This is a genomic window from Saprospiraceae bacterium, assembly GCA_016712145.1.
GTDB lineage: Bacteria > Bacteroidota > Bacteroidia > Chitinophagales > Saprospiraceae > Vicinibacter.
Map to the genome: position 1 here is coordinate 838,804 of JADJRO010000003.1, position 23,040 is coordinate 861,843.

The following is a 23,040-nucleotide window of genomic DNA, read 5'->3' on the forward strand; positions in this document are numbered from 1 at the left end:
TTCCTCCGGCCTAATTTTCTATCGGTATGACTTCTACCAGGGATTGATTGTTAACCCCTTTTATGTTTTTAAACTTTTTACGGAATTCAATATTGCGTTCTTTTGTTCCGGCTTCTAATGGAATGACCCGACCATCTATACTGATTTCTATAGGGATCTCTAATTTTTCTTCAGAAGCAATTAATTTATAAAAAATTCGGGTCCGGTTGCTGTCAGCTTCTACTCTGATTTTTAATTTTGGAATTTCTGCATGATAAAAATACTGTTGAAAAAATGGTGTAAAATCTTTTTTGGTATAATTGTTTACATAATTAAAAAAAGTTTCACTGTCAATATTTTTATATTTATAGGTATTGTAAAATCCTTTAATCAGTTTAAACCAGGTACTGTCATTTTTAATTGCAAAACGCAAGGTCTGTAATGCCCAGCTTCCTTTGTAATACATATCCGCATCAGGAAAACCTTGATAATTCACGTCTCGTGGTCCAATTAATGGATGTTTATTTTGGATCATAGATCGTTGACTATTTAGGTATTTCAATGCTTCCTTTCTTCCAAATAAATATTCAACGTATAAGGATTCCAGATAGGTTGTAAAGCCTTCATGGATCCACATATCAGCATGGTCTTTGCAAGAAACGGCATTTCCAAAATACTCGTGACCACTTTCATGGACAATGATATAATCAAAATTTAGATTTTCAGGAATTCGACCACCCAAATAGCCACGTTGATAATTATTTCCATAAGCAATGGCACTTTGATGTTCCATTCCTAAATAAGGGGATTCAACCAGGGCATAGCCATCATTCCAGAAAGGATATTTATCAAAAAAATGTTCGTAAACTTCCAGCATTTTTTTAGCCTGTTCAAAATGATTGCGGGCTTTCTCAATATTATAACTCAAAACATAATAATCCAATGGCAAAATGGATCCATCAAGAGCGGTATACTGATCGCTAAAATGACTGTAATCGCCTATGTACAAACTCACATTGTAATTGTTGATTGGGTAACTCACTTTCCAATGATAGGTTTTATGCGTTTTATCTGCATCCGTTACTTTAGAAAGATTACCATTTGAAATGGCCATCAATTCGGATGGTACCGTAATGTGAATTTCCATACCTTTCTCGGGTTCGTCAGAGAGATGGTCTTTGTTTGGCCACCATAAGCTATCACCTGTACCTTCACAAGCAACGCCTACCCAAGGTTTACCATTTTGATCTTTAGACCAGACAAATCCTCCGTCCCAAGGTGCATTCTTAGCAACCTGTGGTTTTCCATCATAATAACATTTGAAAACAGCCTGTTCACCTTTCTTTAAATTGGTTTGAACCAGAATCGCATCATAGTTCCTCTGAAATTTTAATTCGCGGCCACCTTCAGTTATTTTTCGGATATTCATTTTTTCAAAAAGGTCAATCTGCAGAACAGATAGTGCTTCGTTTGCAGATAAGTGGATTTCACAAACCCCTTTGAGGCTCTGATTATTAATATCTACAACTACATCCAGGTCGTAAAAACTAACATCGTAGTTTCGTTCGGGCCTCAATGCACCGCGAAGACTGTCTTTTAGACTAAACGAATTCTGACAAATTGCTAGCACACTAAAAAGAAAAAAGAGAATAATTGCAGATAGGTATTTCATCAGACAGGCCTTAATTTATTGTTATTGGACTTTAAATTTCTATTAACCAGATAATCAGCCCATTTATCAGGCAAAATTTTTGCCAAAAGTAAGAACAGAAATTTGTTTTTGTGGATCAGGTATCGGGTTTTAGGTTTCGTTGACAGTAGCGCATCCAGAATTGGTTGATTTAATACCTCCAGAGGCATGGCATTTTCTTCCATTTGTTGAATGATATCTGTAGCTTTTAGAAGATATTGGTCAAATAAACCCCCTTTATAATCCTCAGAAACTCCCAAATGTTTACTCCAGATTGCGGTTCGGATCGGCCCGGGCTCAATGACAACTACTGCAATTCCCAATAAATTTAATTCTCTTCTAAGACTGTCAGATAAACCTTCCAGGGCAAATTTGGATGCTGCATAACTTCCTAAAAAGGGTGAAGCAAATAAACCTGACACCGAACTCATGTTAATAATTCGGGAACCGGGTCCATTTTTTTGTAATAGGGGCATCAATTTTTGGATGAGCAATAAATTTCCAAATACATTGACCTGAAATTGGTATTTGATCTTTTCCATTGGAACTTCGGTCAAAGGTCCTGGTATGGCTTGTCCTGCATTGTTTATTAAGGCATACAATCCCTTATATCCTACGATTTTTTGAATTTGAATTGCGGCAAGCTCAATGGAGTGCTCATTGGCTAGATCCATATACAATTGAATCAGTCCATTGACTGTGTTAGGCAACCCATTCGGAACATCCCGATCCCGATGGGTCCCAATGACCTGAAAACCCTGATTTATTAAAAATTTACTTAGATATAAACCTATTCCAGACGAAATTCCTGTAACGACTACAAATTTCAATGTATTAATTTAGATGTAAAATTATTGAAAATACCCATCTTTAACGGGACTGCTTATCTTTACCAATCCAAGCACAAGCATTATTTGATCAGAGCCAATAATCATGCGATTTTTATTTTTTATTTATGTCTGCCTGTTCCTAACCTCCTGTGTAAGTGATACTTCCATTAAACAGGACGAATTGATTGGAAAATGGATTGTGATTGAAGCGCTTCGAAATAATAAAAAAACGAATACCCTGGAAGGTGCCTTTTTCTATTTTGACCAACACATACTGACTACCAATTTTATGGGTGGTGAAAATCAGGCTGGCTATCAATTGACAAAAAATGTTTTGCAATTAACAAAAGGCATGGATTATACGTTTCACTTAGAAAGGACTCCGGAGCTGGGTGTAATTGTAATGAAAACAAAAATTCAGAAAACGGAATTCCTTTTCAAATTAAAGAAAGAATAGGATGAACAAGTGGATAGTCTGGTTTCTTTTTCTCCCCAGTTTGCTCATGAGCAATTCTAAAGAGGGTATAGAGGCCTTTGTGCAATCCAATGTTTTTTATACCACCGAGCTATCTCCCTATCTTGAAATCAGATTGCACATTCTAGCAGATCGATTTACAAAAAATATCGAACGGGATAGTTTGTTATCTATTGAATCCCAAGTAACCCTGATTTTGAGAAAAGACAGCAACATTGTCAAAGCAGAACGTCTGTTGCTAAATTCAACTCCTCAAAAAAGTTTGCACGATATGATTCACCTCGTTCGGTGGCAGCTCCCGGCAGGAAATTATATTTTAGAAACTAAAATCGAAGATCTCCGGGATCCCAGCAGAGAGTTGAGCTTGTTAGACTCGGTTGAAATAAAAAACATTCCGTTAAAACCGCATGTGTCTAATTTACAATTGGCTTCAGTAATCAGAGAATCAAAAGACACCAATAATTTATTTTATAAAAATGGTTTTATAAGCGAACCGTTGCCTTATAACGTATATAAAGAAACACAGAAGTTACTTTGTGCATATTTTGAAACGTATACTTGTGATAAACTTGGTAAACGATTTTTTTATAGATTCAATTTATCCAAGCAAGATTCCGTTGGAAATTTTATAGTACAACAAGAATGGCACAAAGCACGCACCGGTCGAAATTTTGATGCGTATTATCTTAAACACGACATCAGTAATTTAACCAGCGGGACCTATCGTTTAACAGTTAAATTATTGAATGAATCTTCTAAAGAAGTTGCAGAATCATTTACTGAATTTAACCGGGTTAACCCATTTTGGGATAAAATTGCTAAGCTGGTTGCGAGCAAAGTAGAAGATCATCAGTTTTTTGATACCTTATCAGAACCAATTATAGACTATAGCTTGCGAGCCATGTATCCCTTGATATCAAGCCTGGATGTCGATATTCTCAATAATTTTTTTAAGGATAAAAAACTAGAAGAAAAAAGGATTTTTCTGTTTGCGTATTGGAGTGATCAGGCCGACACGGCAAGAATTGCTTTTGATAAATTTTTAAAATATATCCGAAAGTTGGATGCCATGTTTTATTCAGGCTTTGGTTATGGTTTTGAAACTGCACGTGGAAGTATTTATTTACGATACGGAAAGCCAGACGAACAAATTGCTGAAGACAAAGACAACGGAGCCTTTCCCTATGAAATTTGGAAGTACAATAAAATTATTAAAACGGGCCAAACCAATGTAAAATTTTTATTCTACAATCCGGATCTAGCTGGAAGTGATTTTCGTTTACTGCATTCAACGGCACATGGAGAAACACACAATAAGAATTGGGAACTTGAACTCTATAAAAATGCCCTTCAGGAAGTGCGTGGCAACAATCCGATCGATGCCAACTCCATTCCAGATGGATACAATCGGAGAGCACGCGAATACTTCTACAATTAAGACGAGCTATGTACTTGTTTTGCAAGCAACATGATCTAGCTAATTAGCTAGTAAGCTTATAAGCTTACAAGGTATAAGCTTTTAAACACGAATCTTCCCAGCTTCCCAGCTTCCCAGCTTAACAGCTTAATAGCTTCCCAGCTTAACAGCTTAACAGCATCCTCCCTATATTTGCACTCCAAATTTATAAATTCCACAATTCAAACCCTATGCTTCTATTAGACGGCAATAAATTATCAACGATTATAAGAAAGGAGATCTTGGCTAAAGTCATCCAGTTTTGTCAGAATGACATTCGGCCACCTCATTTAGCAGCGGTCATCGTTGGGGATAATCCTGCCAGTCAGGCTTATGTACGAAATAAAATGCGCGCTTGCGAAGAAGTCGGTTTTGCATCAAGTTTGATTAAGAAACCACTTGCAACTACCCAATCCGAATTGTTGGATATTATTGCCAAATTAAACGAGGATGATCAACTGGACGGTTACATCGTGCAACTCCCTTTGCCCAGACACATCGATGAACATGCAATTAATTTGGCGATCAATCCGATAAAAGATGTCGATGGATTTCATCCCAATAATTTTGGAAAAATGGCTTTGGGATTTAAAGCATTTCAACCGGCTACACCCATGGGGATTATGATGATGCTTGATCGTTATCAAATTGATACTGAAGGAAAACATTGCGTGGTATTGGGGAGAAGCAATATTGTCGGTACCCCCATCGCCTTATTGATGTCTAAAAAAACCAAGCCAGGCAATGCAACCGTAACGATCGCTCATAGCCGTACATCCAATTTAAAGGAAATTTGTCTGAGTGCGGATATATTAATTGCTGCTTTGGGAATTCCTGGATTTGTGAAAGGAGATATGGTTAAAGAAGGTGTTGTAGTAATCGATGTTGGTATAAATAAAATGGAGGACCCGGGAGTATCAAAAGGATATCGCTTGGTTGGGGATGTAGATTTTAATGAAGTTTCCCGAAAAGCAAGTGCAATTACACCTGTACCCGGAGGCGTAGGTCCGATGACAATCACGGCGTTGTTGGAAAACACCTGGAGCGCCTATAGTAAAGTATATTAACCATGGTAGATTGCATTTCGTACCGCATTGAAACCAGTCCGGAGTCTTTTGATTTATTACTTGCAGTTTTATCAGAGTTGGGAGCTGATGCCTTTCAGGAACACGAAGATGCATTGGAAGCTTTTCTGGAAGGGGAAGACCTCTTGCAAAAACAAACAGTAATTGAATCCTACCTAATAGAACACAAACTCGTTTTTTATAAAATCGAGCATCAACGAAAAGACTGGAATGCAGAATGGGAATCTAATTTTACTCCATATACAATTGAAACTAAATTAATCGTTAGAGCTCCCTTTCATCCTGGCGATCCAAATTATACAGAGGAACTTATCATATTTCCAAAGATGGCTTTTGGGACGGGGCATCATGAAACCACTTCCATGATTTTATCTTATATAGTGGATCAGGATTTTTCCAATAAAAAAGTCCTTGACTTTGGTTGCGGTACGGGCATCCTTGGAATTCTTACTGCCAAACATCATGCAGATCAAGTGGTTTTTATTGACAATGATCCTTTATGTATCGATAATACCCAGGAAAATTTGCGATTGAATTTTGTTGAAAAGGGTCAAGTGCATTTGGGATCTGCAGATATAATTCCAAAAATGGAATTTGATTTGATTATAGCCAACATTACCCGGAACATTTTATTGGATACCTTGCCCATATTGTCACAACATTTGAAACAAAACGGCCAAATCATTTTATCTGGTTTTCTTCATCAAGATTTGGATGATATGAACCACCAAATACATGCTGTTGGTTTAAATTATAAAAGTCACATGCAAAAAGGAGAATGGATTTGCATTATTGCGGAAAAACCAATGCCCCATCAAAAGATTTAAGTCCTTCGTAAACTAAATCAGTTGGCAAACCCATAATGTTTGCCTGACTTCCATGTATGTGAGATATTTTACAAAGTCCAATCCATTCTTGCACAGCATATGCCCCTGCTTTATCGTAGGGTTTATACTGCGCTATATACCAACAAATTTCTTCATGATTTAATGGGCGTAAATAAACTTCAGAACTCCCGGTAAATGCTATTTTTTTATGGTGGTCCTGGAGACACACCCCTGTATAAACGAGATGTTTTTTACCAGATAAATGTGCCAGCGTAGCATACGCTTCATCAAAATCTGAAGGTTTTCCAAAAACCCGGTCATTAAGTACCACAATTGAATCAGCAGTTAATAAGATCTCATTTGGAGCGATGCTGTGAATGGCATGCTTTGATTTGTTTTCAGCAATATGTTGTGCGACTTTAAATACCGCCAGATCATCCGGGTAGCTTTCTTCAAAATCAAAACTCCGTTGTTCAAACCAAAATCCGGATTCCTGCATCAATTGAAATCTCCTTGGAGAGTTAGATGCAAGAATTATTTTCCTTAAATTAATTTTAGAATTCATACAATACGCAAAATAGAATTAATCCTGAAAGCATTAGAAATTTTAAGGATGCACTGACATGAGCAAAATCCTTTTGTTGAAATGATTTATATAATTGAAAGGAACAATAACTTGCCGGAGCTAATGCAAATACAATGGCTAATACTTGATTGAAGGCTGTGGGTTGACGAATCATGTCAAGAACCAATAGCGCGTCCAATGCAAACATACACCACAACGTCATCTTTTTCGCAGTTGGTATTCCATAGAAAACGGCCGTACTTTGGCATTGTTGGGCTTGATCCGGAATAGAGTCTTCCAGATCTTTACAGAGCTCACGGCACAAATTGCAAAGCATTGCAAATATTCCCAGCATTAAAAACCGGTAATTCAACTGAGCCCACAAAGAATAATCGAGCATTCGTAAATCATTTAAATTCTCACGGAATGCAAAGGGGATAAAAAGCAGCGCAAGCCCGGTAAAAGCAGCAACAATTAAATTACCCAATACAGGAAAACATTTCAATTTATAAGAGTAAATCCAAAGTAAAAAAACACTAAACGGATAGATCCACCACAACAGCGTTTGGTGGCTTGTTTTGGCCAAATAAAAACTAATTGCTGCACCGACTCCAATTAAACTTATATAGAGCATCCAGCAAAATTGCAAGCTAAAATATTTAGGAATAATAAAATGGGATTCCTGTGTAGCATCTAAATGCCGATCATAAATTGCATTGATCACATTGCCGGAAGCACAAACCATAGTAAATCCGAGAATTAGCAATAAAAACTGATTGAAATTTAAAGTCAATTCATCCGGGTCAAAAAATGGAAGTATTAAAAAGCGAAATACTAAAAATTGACTCAAAGCCAGAATAAATAAATTAGGCAATCGAAGCAGGCGATTCCAGGCTTTGATTACCATGAATCCTGTGCTTGTAAGATTTTTTCAATGATTTCACGAACGCAGCCATTGCCACCGCTTGCAGAAGAGATGTATTTTGAAACGGAAATAATTTCAGGTACAGCATCTGATGGGCAACAAGGGAGTTCTACCCGTTTCATGATTTCAAGATCCGGCAAATCGTCTCCAACATAGGCACACATTGAATGTTCCATATTCCATGATTTTAAAAGTTGATTCAGGACTTCCAATTTATTTTCAACTCCAAGGTAAATTTCTTTAACACCCAATAATTCAAAACGAATGCGTGTACCTTCAGAACGACCTCCTGAAATTATCCCAACATTAAGACCTGCCTGGAGAGCCCGTTTGATGGCATAACCATCTTTAACATTCATGCTCCTTAAAATTGGCCTTCTTCGGTTACCAGGATTTTATTATCTGTTAAAACCCCGTCAATGTCCATTACGATGGCCTTGATTTTTGGAAAAAGCTGATATACATTCATGCATTAAAGGTATATGAATCTCGAATATTCGTTGAGCTTACAAATTTTTAATTTCGAATTTCTCTGCTAAAAAATAGGAATAAAATTTATAGCAGGGATTGTTGGTTTTTTTTGAACAGGATTACGAATTATTATCCCTCCATTCATAGACCCACTTGGCTTGGATTTGCTCCAGATGTGCTTCGCTGCAGGCATCGCGATGTCCTTCAAAATTCGGAATTTCCAATACCCATTCAATTAAATCGGTGAAACGAATTCTGTATATTTTTCCTTCATTAAATTCACTTCCAAAGCGCTCATATAACGCCATGGCGATGTCTTCATGATCTGCCCAATGAATGGGTAAATTTTCAATTTCTTTAAATGACATGCTTGTACGTATTAATGTTCGTGTCCAATAATTCTTTTTTGGTCAGGAATCTCAACTTTGATATCAGCATGTTCATCCAGTAAAATACACTGACATGCTAAACGGGATTCCAGCCTGGGATTGATTGCCCGATCAATAAAATCTTCTTCTTTATCTGAAATGGATTCTAAAAAGGATTCTCCGGAATGAATATATACATGGCAGGTTGAACAAGCGCAAACGCCACCACAATTATGATTGAGATGAATATCGTGTTCTTCAGTAATTTCCAGGATCGATTTATCCAAAGCAGCGCACTCGACAACCCGATCGTCAATGCTCTTATCCTCAAAAATAAAATGTATTCTGGCCATTATAAAACTGAAAGCTTAACACGAAGTCCGCTTAAAAGTTCATTTTTTAAGGAAATTCAGGATTTTTTAAAAAATTGGCTGAACCATCCAATTTTGAATAAATGTGTTATATATTTATTCTTGAATCTGGTATAAACCGAAATGGAAGAAGAAATCAAAATTCCCGAAACCAAAAAATTTAAGTTTAAAGAACTAAAGGTTTACGCATCTACAGAATGGCTGGCTGATAATAAAAAAAAGTACCGCCAGGTATTCGATCGCTTTGATACATCCTATATCTATGTGGAACTTTCATTTATTAATAAATATTTTGACAAAGAATCCTGGGAGACCGACATCGAATTAAAATGCTTTAGTTTAATTAAAACCAAGAAAGAAGTTTGCAATCTGAGTTTCCGGCGTAAAATTTCAAAATTTGACCACACGGTCTTTATTCGGGAAGGTTGGGGAAATAAGAAGGAGGGCTCTTTTTGGAAGAAAGGCAGTTATTATTGGGAAGCCTGGATGGATGGAGAAAAAATAGGAAGCAAGTATTTTTATATTGAAGATCCTGGAGTATCTAAAACAGAAACCGACAGACCGTATATTGAATTGCAATCCCTTAAATTGTATGAGGGTCCTTTTGAAGATGTATCTCAAGAAGAACGGAATTATGTAAAAACATTTAACGGAGAAGAAACCAGATATATCTATGCAGAATTGGTCTTGGACAATAAAAGTGTTCAAGCTCATTGGCAATGCGAACTCTTTGTGAAATTTCTAAATGAGTCTCGCGAGTTAAAAGGGCAAGTAACCCGTTTGGTTCCGGTACGCAGAGAAGATGAAAAAATATTAATTACCGCAGGTTGGGGTTCTAATGTGAAAGGATCCTGGTGGGAAGGATTATATACTGTTGAAATAGTATTTATGGAAAGCCTCTTGGCTGTGATGCCTTTTGAGGTGGCTTTTGAATTTGAAGAAGGAATTGCTCCAATAACACTTCCGCATATATCTGATCCCATCGTATTGCCCGGGATCGAGTCCGATCAATCAAAATTGGAAGACATCTTATCTGAGTTGAATCAATTAATCGGATTACAGGATATTAAAAGAAAAGTAAGCGAGCATGCGCAATACGTTAAATTTTTACAATTAAGACAAGAAAAAGGAATACGGGAGGAAGAAAAATTGGCTTTGCATTCTGTGTTTTATGGAAATCCTGGAACCGGTAAAACGACCATTGCAAAAATGATGGGTCGTTTATATCGCAAGATGGGCGTGCTTTCTAAAGGACATGTTTATGAAGCCGATCGCGCAGAACTGGTTGGAGAATATATTGGACAAACCGCACCAAAAGTCAAAGAAGTTATTGAAAAAGCAAGAGGAGGCGTTTTATTTATTGATGAAGCTTATGCCTTGGCAAGAACCAATGATGACAGCAAAGATTTTGGAAGAGAAGTTATTGAAATTCTTGTAAAAGAAATGTCAAATGGACCTGGGGATCTTGCCGTAATCATGGCGGGTTATCCAAAAGAAATGCGCTATTTTCTGGATTCAAACCCCGGTTTAAAATCTAGAATTAAATTGTATTTTGAATTTCCTGATTATTTGCCTCAGGAACTTTATGAAATTGCAAGTTTTGCGATGATGCGCAAAGGGGTTCAGTTTCAAACAGACGCTGTGGAAGAATTACAGCATCTTATCCTTGAAGCGTATCGCAACCGGGACAATACCTTTGGTAACGCGCGACTTGTTTTTGATCTGGTGGAAAAAGCAAAAATAAATCTGGGAATCCGGGTAATGTCAAATAGCGCACCACAGGAATTGGAGGTGGAATTATTAAGCAGCGTGACCCTGGAAGATGTGCAAAAAATCGAATTGGAGCCTGTTCACGTTAAACCATTAATTCCAGTAGACCAGGAATTATTGCAAACTGCTTTGGTTGAATTAGACCAACTGGTTGGAATAGAAAAAGTAAAAAAAGAAATCCGTGAATTGGTTCGGATTGTTCAATTTGCAAGAAAATCAGGTAAAGAAGTTTTAAATCAACATTTTCTGCATACGGTGTTTCTGGGAAATCCTGGAACAGGAAAAAGTACTGTTGCAAGAATATTAGCAAAGATTTACAAAGCCCTTGGAATTTTAGAACGCGGTCACATGGTAGAAACCGATCGCCAGGGTTTAGTTGCAGGATACATTGGACAATCTGCTATTAAAACCGCAGAAAAAATTGAAGAGGCCATGGGAGGCGTTTTATTTATCGATGAAGCGTATTCACTCAGTTCTGTAAACCAACAAAACGCTGACTACGGAAGTGAGGTCATTCAAACCCTCTTGAAACGGATGGAAGACCAACGTGGACAGTTTTTTGTCTTTGTGGCTGGATACACGGATTCTATGGAACTCTTTTTAAAGTCAAATCCGGGATTAAGCAGTCGCTTTGATAAGATTCTAAAATTTGAAGACTATTCCGAAGAGGAATTGTTTATGATTGCAATGAAAATGTTTACGGATGTAAGTTTGCATATCAGCGATGCGGCGGATACCCATTTACGGGCTTATTTAGCCTATCTCTTTGATAGCAAAGACAAGTTTTTTGGCAATGCAAGGGTGATTCGGTCTATATGTGAAGAAATAATTCGCTTCCAAAATATTCGTCTTTCCAATTTAAGTGAAAATGAGCTTTTAAAAACGAATCAAACAATTATTGAATTAGAAGACGTCTTGTCGTTTGTTCCAGGAAAAGACAGACGGGATGTATTTAATAGGCCTCGTTTAGGTTTTATGAAGTAATTTCAGATAAATTTTTGCCAGGGTTTATAAAACGCTGGAATATAACTAAAGTGACCTTTTGTTAATTTTTTTGATTTAAATAATAAACCCCATCGCATCATTTCCAAACTGCTATGTATGGATGGGTGCCGACACAATTCCATCCAGGCTTTATGCATTTCTGCTGACCAATGAATGTCATCTATTAGCAAGATGGCATCTTCTGTAAGCATATCAACCAACGTATTAAAATTATTCAGGGTCGCTTGGTATTGGTGATCCCCATCGATAAATACAAAATCAAACAAATTGGAATTTGGGTTATTTGATAAAAATTGATCAAAACGGGCATGCAAACAATAAGCATTATTCAGTTCATAATTTTGAAATAAGCAATTCGTTGATTCAGCGAGCGAACGATTTCCTTCAACGCTGGTATGATTGCCGTATTTATTAGCCAGTGCGATGCTTAAACCACTCATTCCGACAGATGCACCAAGCTCCAAACTATTTTTAGATTTAATAAAAGTAATCAAACGATACAAGCACTCATAGGCTGCCAATGTATGTCCGGATTTCTTATACATGGCTCCAATGCTTAGTCCTGCCTGTTGGTGTGTTTTTGAAAAATCAGTTTCAGAGATCAAATTATAATTAGATTCTAAGGATTTTGATGCCTCATGGATTTTTATAAAATCATAATAATTTCTGTCCGGATCATAAACAAATTGTAGCAATTCATACAAATAGGGTGCATGCATTTGAAATATGCTTTTGGCACTCAAATAATAGCGGCTATACAGGATCAGGCGTTGAATCAGTAGGGAGTTCAAATATTATAATTTTTTTAATATATTTGCATACTATGAAAAGCAAATTTAAGCTACACCCGATTCGTTTAACCTGCTTATCAATAATTTTATTGGTTTTACATCAGTTTGTTTCGGCACAATCGTTCTGGAACGAACACGCTTTAGGTAAATCATTTTTCAGTGGGATTGCAATCGCTGCTGCAGATGTCAACGGGGATGTAACCGATGATTTATTAATACTTGACCAATCTAAAAAATTATGGTACGGAATCAATGACGGTTCAGCCCATTTTTTTTGGACTGAATTGCCATTTCACAGTCTGACAGCAGTCTATTCAATTAATGTTGCAGATGTTGATCGAAATGGTTACAATGACATCGCACTAAGTGGAGAAGGAACACAAGTCCATATTTTATATCAATCTTCAACAGGATTTTCTGATAAAATTTCTGATGTTGATTATTTTTTCTCCCAAGCAGCATGCTTTTTTGATATAAACCGGGATGGCTGGATTGATTTCACGATTTGCGATGACAATGCTGCGTCTCGGGTATATCTAAATGATTCAACAGGCCAACTGATACGTAACAACAGTTTGATTGATTTAGAATTACCTGGTGTCGGGAATTCAGCGGGTAATTATGGCATCATTTGGACTGACTTTGACTGGAATGGGATCCCTGATCTGTATATTTCAAAATGTAAACCAGGCGTAAATGATCCCAGAGATCCCAGAAGACTCAATCTGTTTTATGTTTATGATAGTTTAACAAAATCATGGATGAACCAGACCGTAATTCGTGGATTGGATATTGGAGATCAAAGTTGGGCCAGTTTGTTTGAAGATTTTGACAACGATGGATTGACAGATGTTTTTGTTATCAACCATTATACTCCTTGCAATTTACTTAAACAGACTGCAGATCATAGATTCGAAAATGTTACAGCAAGTGCAGGTTTGGAATACAATGGAATCGCACTGCAAGCAGTGGCTTTTGATTATGATAATGACGGTGATTTAGATATCTTACTAACCGGCACAGGCACTGAATTGTGGCAAAATCTGGGAGGCTTTAAATTCGAAAAATTAGACATAGAAGCATTTTCTCAAGCTTTTTCAAGTTGTGCCACAGGAGATTTTAATAATGACGGCAGAATGGATGTCTATGCGAGTTATGCAGATCTGTTAAACGCGCCTTCAAATAAACAAGATAAGCTTTGGCTCAATCCATCAAACGGAAATAATTATATAAAATTTAATTTTGAAGGGACTCGTTCCAATCGCAATGGAATTGGAGCAAAAATTAAATTGTTTGTAAATGGTACCATTCAAATCAGAGAAGTTCATGCAGGTGAATCTTATGGAATTCAAAACAGTCTGGCTGTTTATTTTGGATTGGCTAAGGCGCAACGTGTTGACAGTGTTTATATTTATTGGCCATCCGGCTTACAGGAAGTTTTCTACGATTTGACTCCAAACACGCATTATAATTTTTATGAAGGTGAATGTTATCAGATAATAGATCGAACAAATCCCAACAAATTATTCTTTTGTGGTACCATCGATACCAGTTTAATTGCAGACAATAGCTTCCGGGATATTCATTGGAATACAGGGAGCAATTCATATAAGATCCAGCTGGTTAAAGAAGGTGTTTACTTTTATACTGCGCGAGATTCTAATAATTGTTTTTTTATTTCAGATCCTGTTTCAGTTTATCTGAATCCCAAAAATCAAATTCAATTAAACCACCGATTTACTAAATATTTGTGTTCCGGAGATGAATTGGAATTGGCATTGAGCCCCAAAGAATCGGTCCGCTGGTCTACAACAGATAGCGCTGCTTCAATAACAATAAAAACAAGAGGATTGTATTACGCCATTCGACAAGGGATTTGTGATTTGGAATATTCTGACACGCTGAATGTTCAAGTTTTTGACCCCCCAAATCCTCCTCAAATAAAACCAGATACAGCCTATAAATCAGGTCCCAGAATTTTAAATGGTGGCGCGGATTCTTGTTTTTGGTATCGAAACAAAGACGATTTATTTCCAATAGCAAATGGACCTTTTTTTACTACAGACAGTTTGTTGCAATCAACATCGTATTGGCTTGAATTTTTTAATAGAAACAGCTATCCAAATGTACATGGAGGTTTAAAAACACCAAGCTACAGCTCCGGACCTTACCATGCTGCTTTTATTAATAATCAAATGTTGTTTACGGTTTTTAATCCGGTGATTTTGGATTCTATCACGGTTTATACAGATGATCCCGGGAAACGAATCATTGAATTATTAGATGCAAAGGGAGTGGTGATTCAACAACAAGAAATTAATCCAGTCAAAGGACGCAATCAGGTGTTTCTTGGTTTTAATATACCCGCAGCAGCAAAACCATATAAATTGACAACCAATTCAATACAAAACACCGCTGTTTTTGGATCTATCAGTCCTAGATTGTATCGATCCGATCAGAATTTTTATTACCCATTTTTTATTGAAGATAAAATTCGGATCAACACATCTGACAAAGGAGATAGTTACTATTATTATTTCTACGATTGGGTAGTCCGCTCCAACGATTTGGTCTGTAAAAGTGAACGGGTTGAATTTCCAGTAGTATTAATTCCCGATGCCAATCAGGACGTATTGGCAAAGAATCTAAAACTTTACATTAATTCAAATCATGAACTAATCATTGAAGGGATTGATGGGTTTTATCAGATTGAAATACTTAAAATGGATGGCAGTTTATTGGGTCAATTTATAAGCAGTACTGCGAGTGACCCAATTCATACCGAAATGTTTCCACCAGGTTTGTATTTTATTAGAATCAATGCTGCTGATTTGGATCAATCTGCTATCCGGAAAATTTTTATAACGGGTCATTGATTTAATTCAGATTTGATGGGGATTCAAGTTGATATAAAATCAATAGGATCCAAGCTGTTATATGTAAAAATTGAACTAAAATAAATCGAACCCCTTTTTAGCGATACGATTAGTTTTATGGATTTAAATAAAAAAAGCCCCAAAAAGGGGCTTTAAAGGGGTGGATGATGGGATTCGAACCCACGACCCTCGGAACCACAAACCGATGCTCTAACCAACTGAGCTACAACCACCATGTGATTCTTAAAAGACCATAGAACGCATTCGTTTTCCTGGTTTCTTAAAAAAGGAATGCAAAGATAAACAAAATTATTTCTGACCCGGTTCAGCTTGTAAAGTAAAAGTTCGTTCTACCGGATTAAATGGGTTATTTACCAGAACACCGGCACTGTCTAGTAAACTTAATTTAATTTTATTCTCACCCATTGGCAAACCTGTCAAATAATAGGGTTGCCATTTGTCAATGATAAATTCCTGCTGATTGATCTCAGCTTTTACTTTAAACATTTGACCTAACCGACAATTGGCCAAATAAAAATCAAGCATGACTTTTTTAGTGTCATTTCCAATATAAGTCCCTTTAGGTCGGGAATAAAATAGCATAGGCATATCAACAGGACTCAGCTTCATAAAGGAGCTGTCCTTGACTTCTGCATGGATCAATACGGAAGCCTTTGGGTTTTTGATACTCTCATGGTAGGAACGAGAAAGAAAGGCGAGTACATAATGACTGCCATCTTCAATTTTATAATGAAATTCAGGTTCATATTTGGCTTCATAGGGTTTATTATCCACAATCAAGTGAATGTGTTGACCTTTATCCGAGTTGGCGCACATTTTTTGAGGTGCGTCCGGTGTTTGTTGCCCTAATTGATAATTGCCGGAAATAGCAAACTTAAATTGTCCTTCGCGATAATCCATCTTACTAATGGCTGCATCATAAAATGCTGCAGAGGGCTCAAAAGCAACAAGTTGGATACTGTCCTTGGGGACTTCAACCGGCACTTGGGCATTTTCAGTTTTAGATTTACAAGACATTAGACAGCCCATAAGTGTTAAACAAGAATAAACGATCAGATTTTTCATACCTATAAAAATTAATAAGGCTCTAAAATTAAGGGGAATTCGTATAAAACAGCTGCCATTTGGCAGCTGTTAACGTTTAAATGGTAGAAAAGAACCGGAACGATCAATTTAGACTGTCAAGAATAGCAGGATTTTGTCAGGGAGATTATCTTTGTGCCCGCAAGCTGAAATTCAGCCAGGAGGAATGGCAGAGTGGTTTAACGCGGCGGTCTTGAAAACCGTTGACTGTAACAGGTCCGGGGGTTCGAATCCCTCTTCCTCCGCAAAATTCGAATGCTGACGAAGCAAAGCTTGTCAGCATGCTGACATTCCAAACGGAAATACTGCTTTAAGAGAAACCAACACGGAATCGTCAGCATCCCTCTTCCTCCGCAAAATTCGAATGCTGACGAAGCAAAGCTTGTCAGCATTCTGACATTCCAAAAAGAAATAATGATTTAAGAGAAAGCAACATGGAATCGTCAGCATCCCTCTTCCTCCGCAAAATTCGAATGCTGACGAAGCAAAGCTTGTCAGCATGCTGACATTCCAAAAAGAAATAATGATTTAAGAGAAAGCAACACGGAATCGTCGGCATCCATCTTCCTCCGCAAAATTCGAATGCTGACGAAGCAAAGCTTGTCAGCATGCTGACATTCCAAACGGAAGGAATGCTTTAAGAGAAAGTAAGACGGAATCGTCAATATCCAACTTCCTCAACTTCTTTTTAGAATTCCGTTTCGGATCGTTTTATTATTCACATTCTTTTAAGGTTTACGTTTTTGGCATGTGAAATCAGTAATTGCCTTTGAAATGACGCAATCATTTCTTGAAATTTTAAACATTTGGTTCGACTTATGTATAAAAATGAACTTTTTACATGCAAATTGTATTTTTACATATTAAACCTTCCATTTCTTCAATACGGGTTTTTCTAAAATGATTCACGAGCAACTGATTCGAACTGGATTAACATATTCCTTAAGAAACTTAGAAAGTTCTAAAGAAAGCCATTGCTCGTTAACAAGAAGTAAAGATAAACTAATCTTGCGTTGCCAATTTGCTCCACAAGATTGTAATATTTCCTTAAATGATAATTTGGCTACCTATGAACTTCAGTTTGATTTCTACAATGAATTTTTGATAGTTTATGCAAATGATTTTGGAGCCTTAAATTTAGACCAATTTACACCATTTAGCCAAAAGGAAATTTGTTGTAATACGCAAATGGTATTGCACGATATTGTAAAGTGCAAATATTCAGGAATTCTAAAAAGTATGTTTTTAGAAAGCAAAGCACTTTCATTGCTCTTGTGTTTTCAAAATGAGCAAAACGCCCTTCAGGCGCTTTGTAGCAGTTGTAAATTTTTATCCAAACCTATTGAAAAGGATAAAATATTAAAAGCAAAGGAAATTATTTTAAGTTCTTTGGATAAACCATATACCATCCCTGAATTGGCCATGATTATAGGAATCAATCAATGTTATTTAAAAAAGGGATTTAAAGAAATCTTTGGTCAAACCGTATACGATTTTGTGCAAGAACAACGTATGATGAAGGCCAGGTTATTATTGACAACCACAGCTTTAAGTGTTTCGCAAGTAGCTGACCAAATTGGCTTTTCAAGCCAAAGCAACTTTAGTGCGGCTTTCAAAAAACATACAGGAGTTTTTCCCAGTGATTTGCAACGGGTCCTTGCCGATACGATCTCATAGGGTATTTTCCCGAAAGGGCTAATAATTTCCGTTTTTAATATATTGAATTGATCAGAAGCGATAGACCTTTGCATTCGTTTAGAAAATTCTTTTTAAATAATAATCTTTTATTCATTTAACTATGAAAATTCAGTTGCATAGAATTGGATCATCCTTTCATAAAATAGCAGTATTAAGCAGCATCCTGTTTGGATTTGTTGGATTCCAGATATTAAAAGCGCAAACAGATTCGATCCCTTTGAAATCTGAAACCATCAGTCAACTGACCAAGAAACTTGATTTTGAAGCGTATGGAATAATAAATTATCATGCGTTTAATTGGCAATTAGTTCCTGACAAACGCAATGAAATTGATTTTTCACAGGCAGTGATAGGTTTAGATTATCAAATCTCAGATCGATGGAAATTTACTTCTGAATTGGAATTCGAGCACGGAGGCACTGGCGTTGCATTGGAATTTGATCCTTTAGAGGAGTTTGGAGAGTTTGAATATGAAGTTGAAAAGGGTGGTGAAATTTGGCTGGAAGAATTTAACTTATCATATCAATGGTTTGCGAATCATGCAATTTCATTTGGACGGGTTAAACTCCCCTTTGGACTTGCAACATTTTATGATGAACCAACTGAATACCGGGGCACAAGCTACAATCAATTGGAAAATACCATACTCCCTTCAAACTGGACAGAGTTTGGGATCCTCGTAAATGGCAAATTTGGTAAACATTTTAACTATTCAATGGGGATGGTTAACGCCTTGGATGGTTCCGGTTTTAACTCAGCGAATTTTATCAAGAGAGGCAATCAAAGACGCTTTGAAACAGTCAAAATTGAAGACATTGCAGCCGTTTTGCGTTTGGATTATGAATTTCAAAAAGACCAACTTATTGGATTCTCTTTTTATTCTGGAAACAGTAGAAACAACAGGCCCAAACCGGATTTGAATGTAAATGCACTCGTGAGTTTGGCCGAATTCCATACCTATTTTAATTTTAAATCATATAGCATAAAGTCGATGGCATTATTTGGCCATATACAAAATTCCGAGTTGTTGAGTCTTGCCAATAGAAATTTATCAAATAATCTCAATGTAAAACGAACACCCGTTGGCAAACAAGCTACAGGATTCAATGTGGAATTTGCTTTAAAACCACTGGCTTGGTTTACAAATTTGAATACAAAAGAGTTGTATGTATTTTCCAGTTTTGATTATTTTGATACACATCAAAAAACAGAGGGCAGTATATTTAATAATCCACGTTGGAAAAGACACATTTGGACTTTTGGGATAAATTATTTTCCAACAAAATGGTTGGTTTTTAAATCCCAATTTGAAAACCAGCGTCTGGGGATTTCTGAAAAGAAATTTCAGCGAACATTTTCAATGGGATTCGCCTTTAATTTTTCTTAATAATTATAATTAAATAAAAAGATGATAACTACTCAAATAAAATATTTAGTGTGCTTTGGAATATTCTTTTCGATCGTTTCCTGTTCGGATGAACCGATCAAACCGCAATCAAATTATAGTGAAGTATTAAAAGCTGAAACAAATCAAGTGATCATAGGTACATATTATGATCTAAATGAAAAAGCAAGTTTACTTTCATTGCGTTGTGATGAATTTTCTTCAAATAAAACACAAGCACACCTGGATCTGATGCGGCAACTTTGGCGTGATGCAAGAAAACCATGGGAACAATCTGAGGGCTTTTTGTTTGGTCCTGTAGACATTCAGGGGATTGATCCATCCATTGATTCCTGGCCTGTAAACGTAATTGATTTGGATGCCGTATTGGCAAGCAGTGATCCGTTGACTAAAGAATACTTGGATGGATTGGAAGGAACCCTCAAAGGATTTCATACACTTGAATATTTGTTGTTTGGAATCAATGGAAATAAAACAGTTCAGGAATTCACAGACCGGCAAATTGAATATTTAAAAGCATGTGCGCAAAGTTTAAAAGGAGAAACCAGCAAATTACACACAGCTTGGGTAAGTGGCCCAAATCCTTATGGAACGATTTTAAAAACAGCCGGGGAGCCTTCAAATCAAGTGTATCTATCTCAAAAATCAGCTTTGCAAGAATTGGTTGATGGAATTATCACCATCGCTGATGAAGTAGGCAATGGTAAAATCAATGATCCCTTTGTTAGGAATAATATCACTTTGGAAGAAAGTCGATTTTCTGCAAATTCTAAACAAGATTTTGCAGATAATATACGAAGCATTCAAAATATTTATTTTGGATCAACAGATGGGAATTCTATTTTAAATAGTTTATCAGGCCTTGTTAAAACAAAAGATGCAGTATTGGATGCCAAAATAATCAATCAGATTCAAGTGGCTATCACATCAATAATAAATATTCCTGGTACGTTTACAGAAGCAATTTCAGCCAATCGAGCTGCAATTCAAAATGCACAAGATCAGGTCAGACAACTTCAGTTAATCCTAGAAAGCGAATTAAAACCATTATTTGATAAACTCTAAAATAAATACATGCCACAAAAAGAATTTTGGATACTCACATTTGCAATTGGGTGCTTATTAAGCTGTAAAGAAAACGAAGAAGAAACGCTAAATATATTGGCAGGAGGGAAGACAACTGTATTTGTGGAAAATTCAAATTCATTTCAGTTTCCAGCCCCTAATCTAACCATTGAAGAATTGGAGCAACATCGATTGGGCGATCAAGCCTTTGAAGCAATTTTTGTTACCGCACCTGCAACGAATAATAGCGGATTGGGCCCCTTGTTTAATCAAAGTGCATGTGCATCTTGTCATCCAAAAAACGGACGCTCCGTTTTTTCTGATAATCCCGGGGATCTGGCTGGTTTATTGTTTAGATTGAGTATTACTGGAAAAGGTCCGCATGGTGAACCGCTTGCTGTTCCAGGGTTTGGAGGACAACTTCAAACAAAAGCCAACTTAGGCAAACAAGCAGAAGCATTTGTAAATTATCAGTTCAAGTTTATCAATGGAACTTTTGACGATGGGGAATTGTATGAACTGCGTCAAGCCATTTTCAGTTTAACCAATTCGTATATTCCAATTCCAGGTGGAACCCTTATTTCTCCTAGGATGGCCCCACCTGTTTTTGGTTTAGGTTTATTGGAGTTTATATCGGAATCTGAAATTTTAAAAAACGAGGATATTCAGGATTCCAATGGAGATGGTATTTCCGGTAAAGCCAATTGGGTGTGGGATTTTCAAAAATCAAGCATGCAGATTGGAAGGTTTGGTTGGAAAGCCGGTCAACCTGATTTGGTACAACAAGCAGCAGCTGCTTACAATGAAGATATGGGAGTGACAAACATCCTGTTTAAATCCGAATCATCTACCGGACAACTGCAACAAGATAGTTTGAAGGATGATCCGGAAATTGATCAGGAACTATTAGAGCAAACTGCATTTTATACACGGTCCTTAGCAGTTCCAGCGCCTCGTAATCAAACAGATCCAACGATTCAAAATGGAAAAAGACTTTTTATAAAAATAGGTTGTGAAAAATGTCACCTTTCAAATTTTAAAACCGGAATCAGTCCATTTTTATTTTTAAGCAATCAATCGATTCAGCCTTATACAGATTTATTAGTACACGACATGGGAGATGCTTTGTCAGACGGCAGACCTGATTTTAATGCATCCGGAAACGAATGGCGAACGCCACCCTTATGGGGAATTGGTTTAACCTTATTGGTAAATGGCCATACCCATTTTTTGCATGATGGCCGGGCCAGAAATCTCCAGGAAGCCATCCTTTGGCATGAAGGAGAAGCTAAATCAAGTCGGGATCAATTTAAAAAGTTGGACAAATCAGAACGCAGCGCAATCTTAAAATTTATTTTATCTCTTTAATTAGCTAATTAGCTAATTAGCTAATTAGCTAATTAGCTGATAAGCTGACAAGCTAATAAGCTAAAAAGCTAATTTAATAATTCCTCCCTTCCAACTTTTCTCACTTAACAGCTTAATAGCTTAACAGCTTATCAGCTACTGTTCATCTTATACATTAAAATAATTTTTAATACAAAAAATACCATTTTGAATAGATCAGGATGATGATATTATTTCTACTTTTGCCATTGCCTAGGGGCATCGTATGCCCCGGCTAAACCAAAACTTAAACCATATATCTAAAATGCTAGCAGGGTAAGGGTTGGTAAAGCATAGGCACTATTATTTAAACCAATCTGTCCTGTGAATGATTCTCATCAGCACAAAGGTTGCTTATTGTCCTTCCGGATTGTATTGGTTGTTTATACTAAACCATTATTATTATTTTTAACATATTAAACCAATACCATGAATAATTTACTTAAATTGCTTGCGTTCGTGTGTATAGCCTTAATGGCCAATGCATCCACCGCACAGGCAATCCGACCAGCTACCGTTACGATTGATGGTCTCATTATCCTGGATAATAGTATTCCTGATTTAGCATCTGACTATGTTGCAGATATTACCAATCTGAATATTACTTCCTGGCAGGGAGCCAACACGTTTTTCCAAAAATATTTGGACAGAACAAATGGACGTGGAATTAACATTAGTTTCGATTTACCAAATCGTAAAATGTACATTTCAATTGATGTTGCTAACCAATATGTGGTGCCATTATCTCACGAACCACTTACCGTTTCAAGTTTCAATGAATTCTTCCGTGCGGTTCATGAAGGTCGCATCTAATTTTATCAATAGTTAAAAACTCAATAAATCATGAAAAAATTACTTTTATTTATATGTTGTATTGTCCTGAGTAAAGCTGCTTTTG

At 36.7% G+C, this 23,040-nt stretch carries 19 protein-coding genes, 2 tRNA genes and 1 pseudogene; 12 read left to right on the forward strand and 10 right to left on the reverse strand.

Going from position 1 to position 23,040, the window contains the following annotated elements; translation table 11 throughout:
* Positions 1 to 10: 10 nt before the first annotated feature.
* A complete protein-coding gene (locus IPK91_16145; GenBank protein ID MBK8298773.1) occupies positions 11 to 1,651 on the reverse strand; it encodes a M1 family metallopeptidase in 1,641 nt (546 codons plus the stop codon).
* The gene (locus IPK91_16150; GenBank protein MBK8298774.1) at positions 1,651 to 2,499 is read right to left on the reverse strand and encodes an SDR family oxidoreductase; all 849 of its coding nucleotides are present in this window, start codon (positions 2,497 to 2,499) and stop codon (positions 1,651 to 1,653) included. Before IPK91_16150 ends, IPK91_16145 begins: the two co-directional genes overlap by 1 nt.
* A 103-nt stretch (positions 2,500 to 2,602) precedes the next feature.
* Here IPK91_16150 and IPK91_16155 point away from each other — a divergent pair, with 103 nt between their 5' ends.
* The 4 genes from IPK91_16155 (at position 2,603) to prmA (ending at position 6,342) form a co-directional block, all read left to right on the forward strand.
* Positions 2,603 to 2,956 carry a hypothetical protein gene (locus IPK91_16155; GenBank protein ID MBK8298775.1) on the forward strand — a complete coding sequence of 118 codons (354 nt, stop codon included), beginning with the start codon at positions 2,603 to 2,605 and terminating at the stop codon, positions 2,954 to 2,956.
* A gap of 1 nt (position 2,957) precedes the next feature.
* Positions 2,958 to 4,412, forward strand: coding sequence for a GWxTD domain-containing protein (locus IPK91_16160; GenBank protein ID MBK8298776.1), 1,455 nt, complete (start codon positions 2,958 to 2,960; stop codon positions 4,410 to 4,412).
* Between the two features lie 209 nt (positions 4,413 to 4,621).
* The gene (locus IPK91_16165; protein MBK8298777.1) at positions 4,622 to 5,497 is read left to right on the forward strand and encodes a bifunctional 5,10-methylenetetrahydrofolate dehydrogenase/5,10-methenyltetrahydrofolate cyclohydrolase; all 876 of its coding nucleotides are present in this window, start codon (positions 4,622 to 4,624) and stop codon (positions 5,495 to 5,497) included.
* 2 nt (positions 5,498 to 5,499) lie between these two features.
* The gene (gene prmA, locus IPK91_16170) at positions 5,500 to 6,342 is read left to right on the forward strand and encodes a 50S ribosomal protein L11 methyltransferase (GenBank protein ID MBK8298778.1); all 843 of its coding nucleotides are present in this window, start codon (positions 5,500 to 5,502) and stop codon (positions 6,340 to 6,342) included.
* On the opposite strand, the gene maf is transcribed toward prmA, so the two are convergent.
* The 5 genes and pseudogenes from maf to IPK91_16195 form a co-directional block, all read right to left on the reverse strand.
* Positions 6,305 to 6,907, reverse strand: a complete 603-nt coding sequence (gene maf, locus IPK91_16175) for a septum formation protein Maf (protein MBK8298779.1) — start codon at positions 6,905 to 6,907, stop codon at positions 6,305 to 6,307. The two genes, prmA and maf, sit on opposite strands and share 38 nt — an antisense overlap.
* On the reverse strand, positions 6,897 to 7,814 hold the full coding sequence (locus tag IPK91_16180; protein ID MBK8298780.1) for a UbiA family prenyltransferase: 918 nt from the start codon (positions 7,812 to 7,814) through the stop codon (positions 6,897 to 6,899). The genes maf and IPK91_16180 overlap by 11 nt, the downstream gene beginning before the upstream one ends.
* Positions 7,808 to 8,301: pseudogene (locus IPK91_16185) on the reverse strand (HAD-IIIA family hydrolase). Before IPK91_16185 ends, IPK91_16180 begins: the two are co-directional and overlap by 7 nt.
* Before the next feature lie 121 nt (positions 8,302 to 8,422).
* Positions 8,423 to 8,671, reverse strand: coding sequence for a Fe-S cluster assembly protein IscX (gene iscX, locus IPK91_16190; protein MBK8298781.1), 249 nt, complete (start codon positions 8,669 to 8,671; stop codon positions 8,423 to 8,425).
* Positions 8,672 to 8,682: 11 nt separating this feature from the next.
* Positions 8,683 to 9,024, reverse strand: a complete 342-nt coding sequence (locus IPK91_16195) for a 2Fe-2S iron-sulfur cluster binding domain-containing protein (protein ID MBK8298782.1) — start codon at positions 9,022 to 9,024, stop codon at positions 8,683 to 8,685.
* Positions 9,025 to 9,165: 141 nt separating this feature from the next.
* On the opposite strand from IPK91_16195, the gene IPK91_16200 reads away from it, so the two are divergent.
* Positions 9,166 to 11,796 (forward strand): AAA family ATPase, encoded by a 2,631-nt coding sequence (locus IPK91_16200; GenBank protein ID MBK8298783.1) that lies wholly within the window; start codon positions 9,166 to 9,168, stop codon positions 11,794 to 11,796.
* 2 nt (positions 11,797 to 11,798) lie between these two features.
* Here the strand turns inward: IPK91_16200 and IPK91_16205 are convergent, their stop codons facing one another.
* Complete coding sequence (locus tag IPK91_16205) at positions 11,799 to 12,608, reverse strand: class I SAM-dependent methyltransferase (protein MBK8298784.1); 810 nt, start codon at positions 12,606 to 12,608, stop codon at positions 11,799 to 11,801.
* Between the two features lie 32 nt (positions 12,609 to 12,640).
* Here IPK91_16205 and IPK91_16210 point away from each other — a divergent pair, with 32 nt between their 5' ends.
* Entirely contained in the window at positions 12,641 to 15,484 is a 2,844-nt protein-coding gene (locus IPK91_16210; GenBank protein ID MBK8298785.1) for a CRTAC1 family protein, read from the forward strand.
* A 159-nt stretch (positions 15,485 to 15,643) separates the two neighbouring features.
* On the opposite strand, the gene IPK91_16215 is transcribed toward IPK91_16210, so the two are convergent.
* A tRNA-His gene (locus IPK91_16215) sits at positions 15,644 to 15,717 on the reverse strand.
* Positions 15,718 to 15,793: 76 nt separating this feature from the next.
* Entirely contained in the window at positions 15,794 to 16,570 is a 777-nt protein-coding gene (locus IPK91_16220; protein ID MBK8298786.1) for a phosphopeptide-binding protein, read from the reverse strand.
* A gap of 178 nt (positions 16,571 to 16,748) precedes the next feature.
* Between IPK91_16220 and IPK91_16225 the strand changes: the two genes are divergently transcribed.
* The 6 genes from IPK91_16225 (at position 16,749) to IPK91_16250 (ending at position 22,955) form a co-directional block, all read left to right on the forward strand.
* Positions 16,749 to 16,833, forward strand: a tRNA-Ser gene (locus IPK91_16225).
* Between the two features lie 655 nt (positions 16,834 to 17,488).
* Positions 17,489 to 18,265: a helix-turn-helix transcriptional regulator gene (locus IPK91_16230; GenBank protein MBK8298787.1), complete on the forward strand. Its 777-nt coding sequence runs from the start codon at positions 17,489 to 17,491 to the stop codon at positions 18,263 to 18,265.
* A gap of 121 nt (positions 18,266 to 18,386) precedes the next feature.
* Positions 18,387 to 19,673, forward strand: a complete 1,287-nt coding sequence (locus IPK91_16235) for a hypothetical protein (GenBank protein ID MBK8298788.1) — start codon at positions 18,387 to 18,389, stop codon at positions 19,671 to 19,673.
* A 21-nt stretch (positions 19,674 to 19,694) separates the two neighbouring features.
* Entirely contained in the window at positions 19,695 to 20,756 is a 1,062-nt protein-coding gene (locus IPK91_16240) for an imelysin (protein ID MBK8298789.1), read from the forward strand.
* 9 nt (positions 20,757 to 20,765) lie between these two features.
* Complete coding sequence (locus IPK91_16245) at positions 20,766 to 22,124, forward strand: thiol oxidoreductase (GenBank protein MBK8298790.1); 1,359 nt, start codon at positions 20,766 to 20,768, stop codon at positions 22,122 to 22,124.
* Positions 22,125 to 22,571: 447 nt separating this feature from the next.
* The gene (locus IPK91_16250; protein MBK8298791.1) at positions 22,572 to 22,955 is read left to right on the forward strand and encodes a hypothetical protein; all 384 of its coding nucleotides are present in this window, start codon (positions 22,572 to 22,574) and stop codon (positions 22,953 to 22,955) included.
* The last annotated feature ends 85 nt before the right edge of the window (positions 22,956 to 23,040 follow it).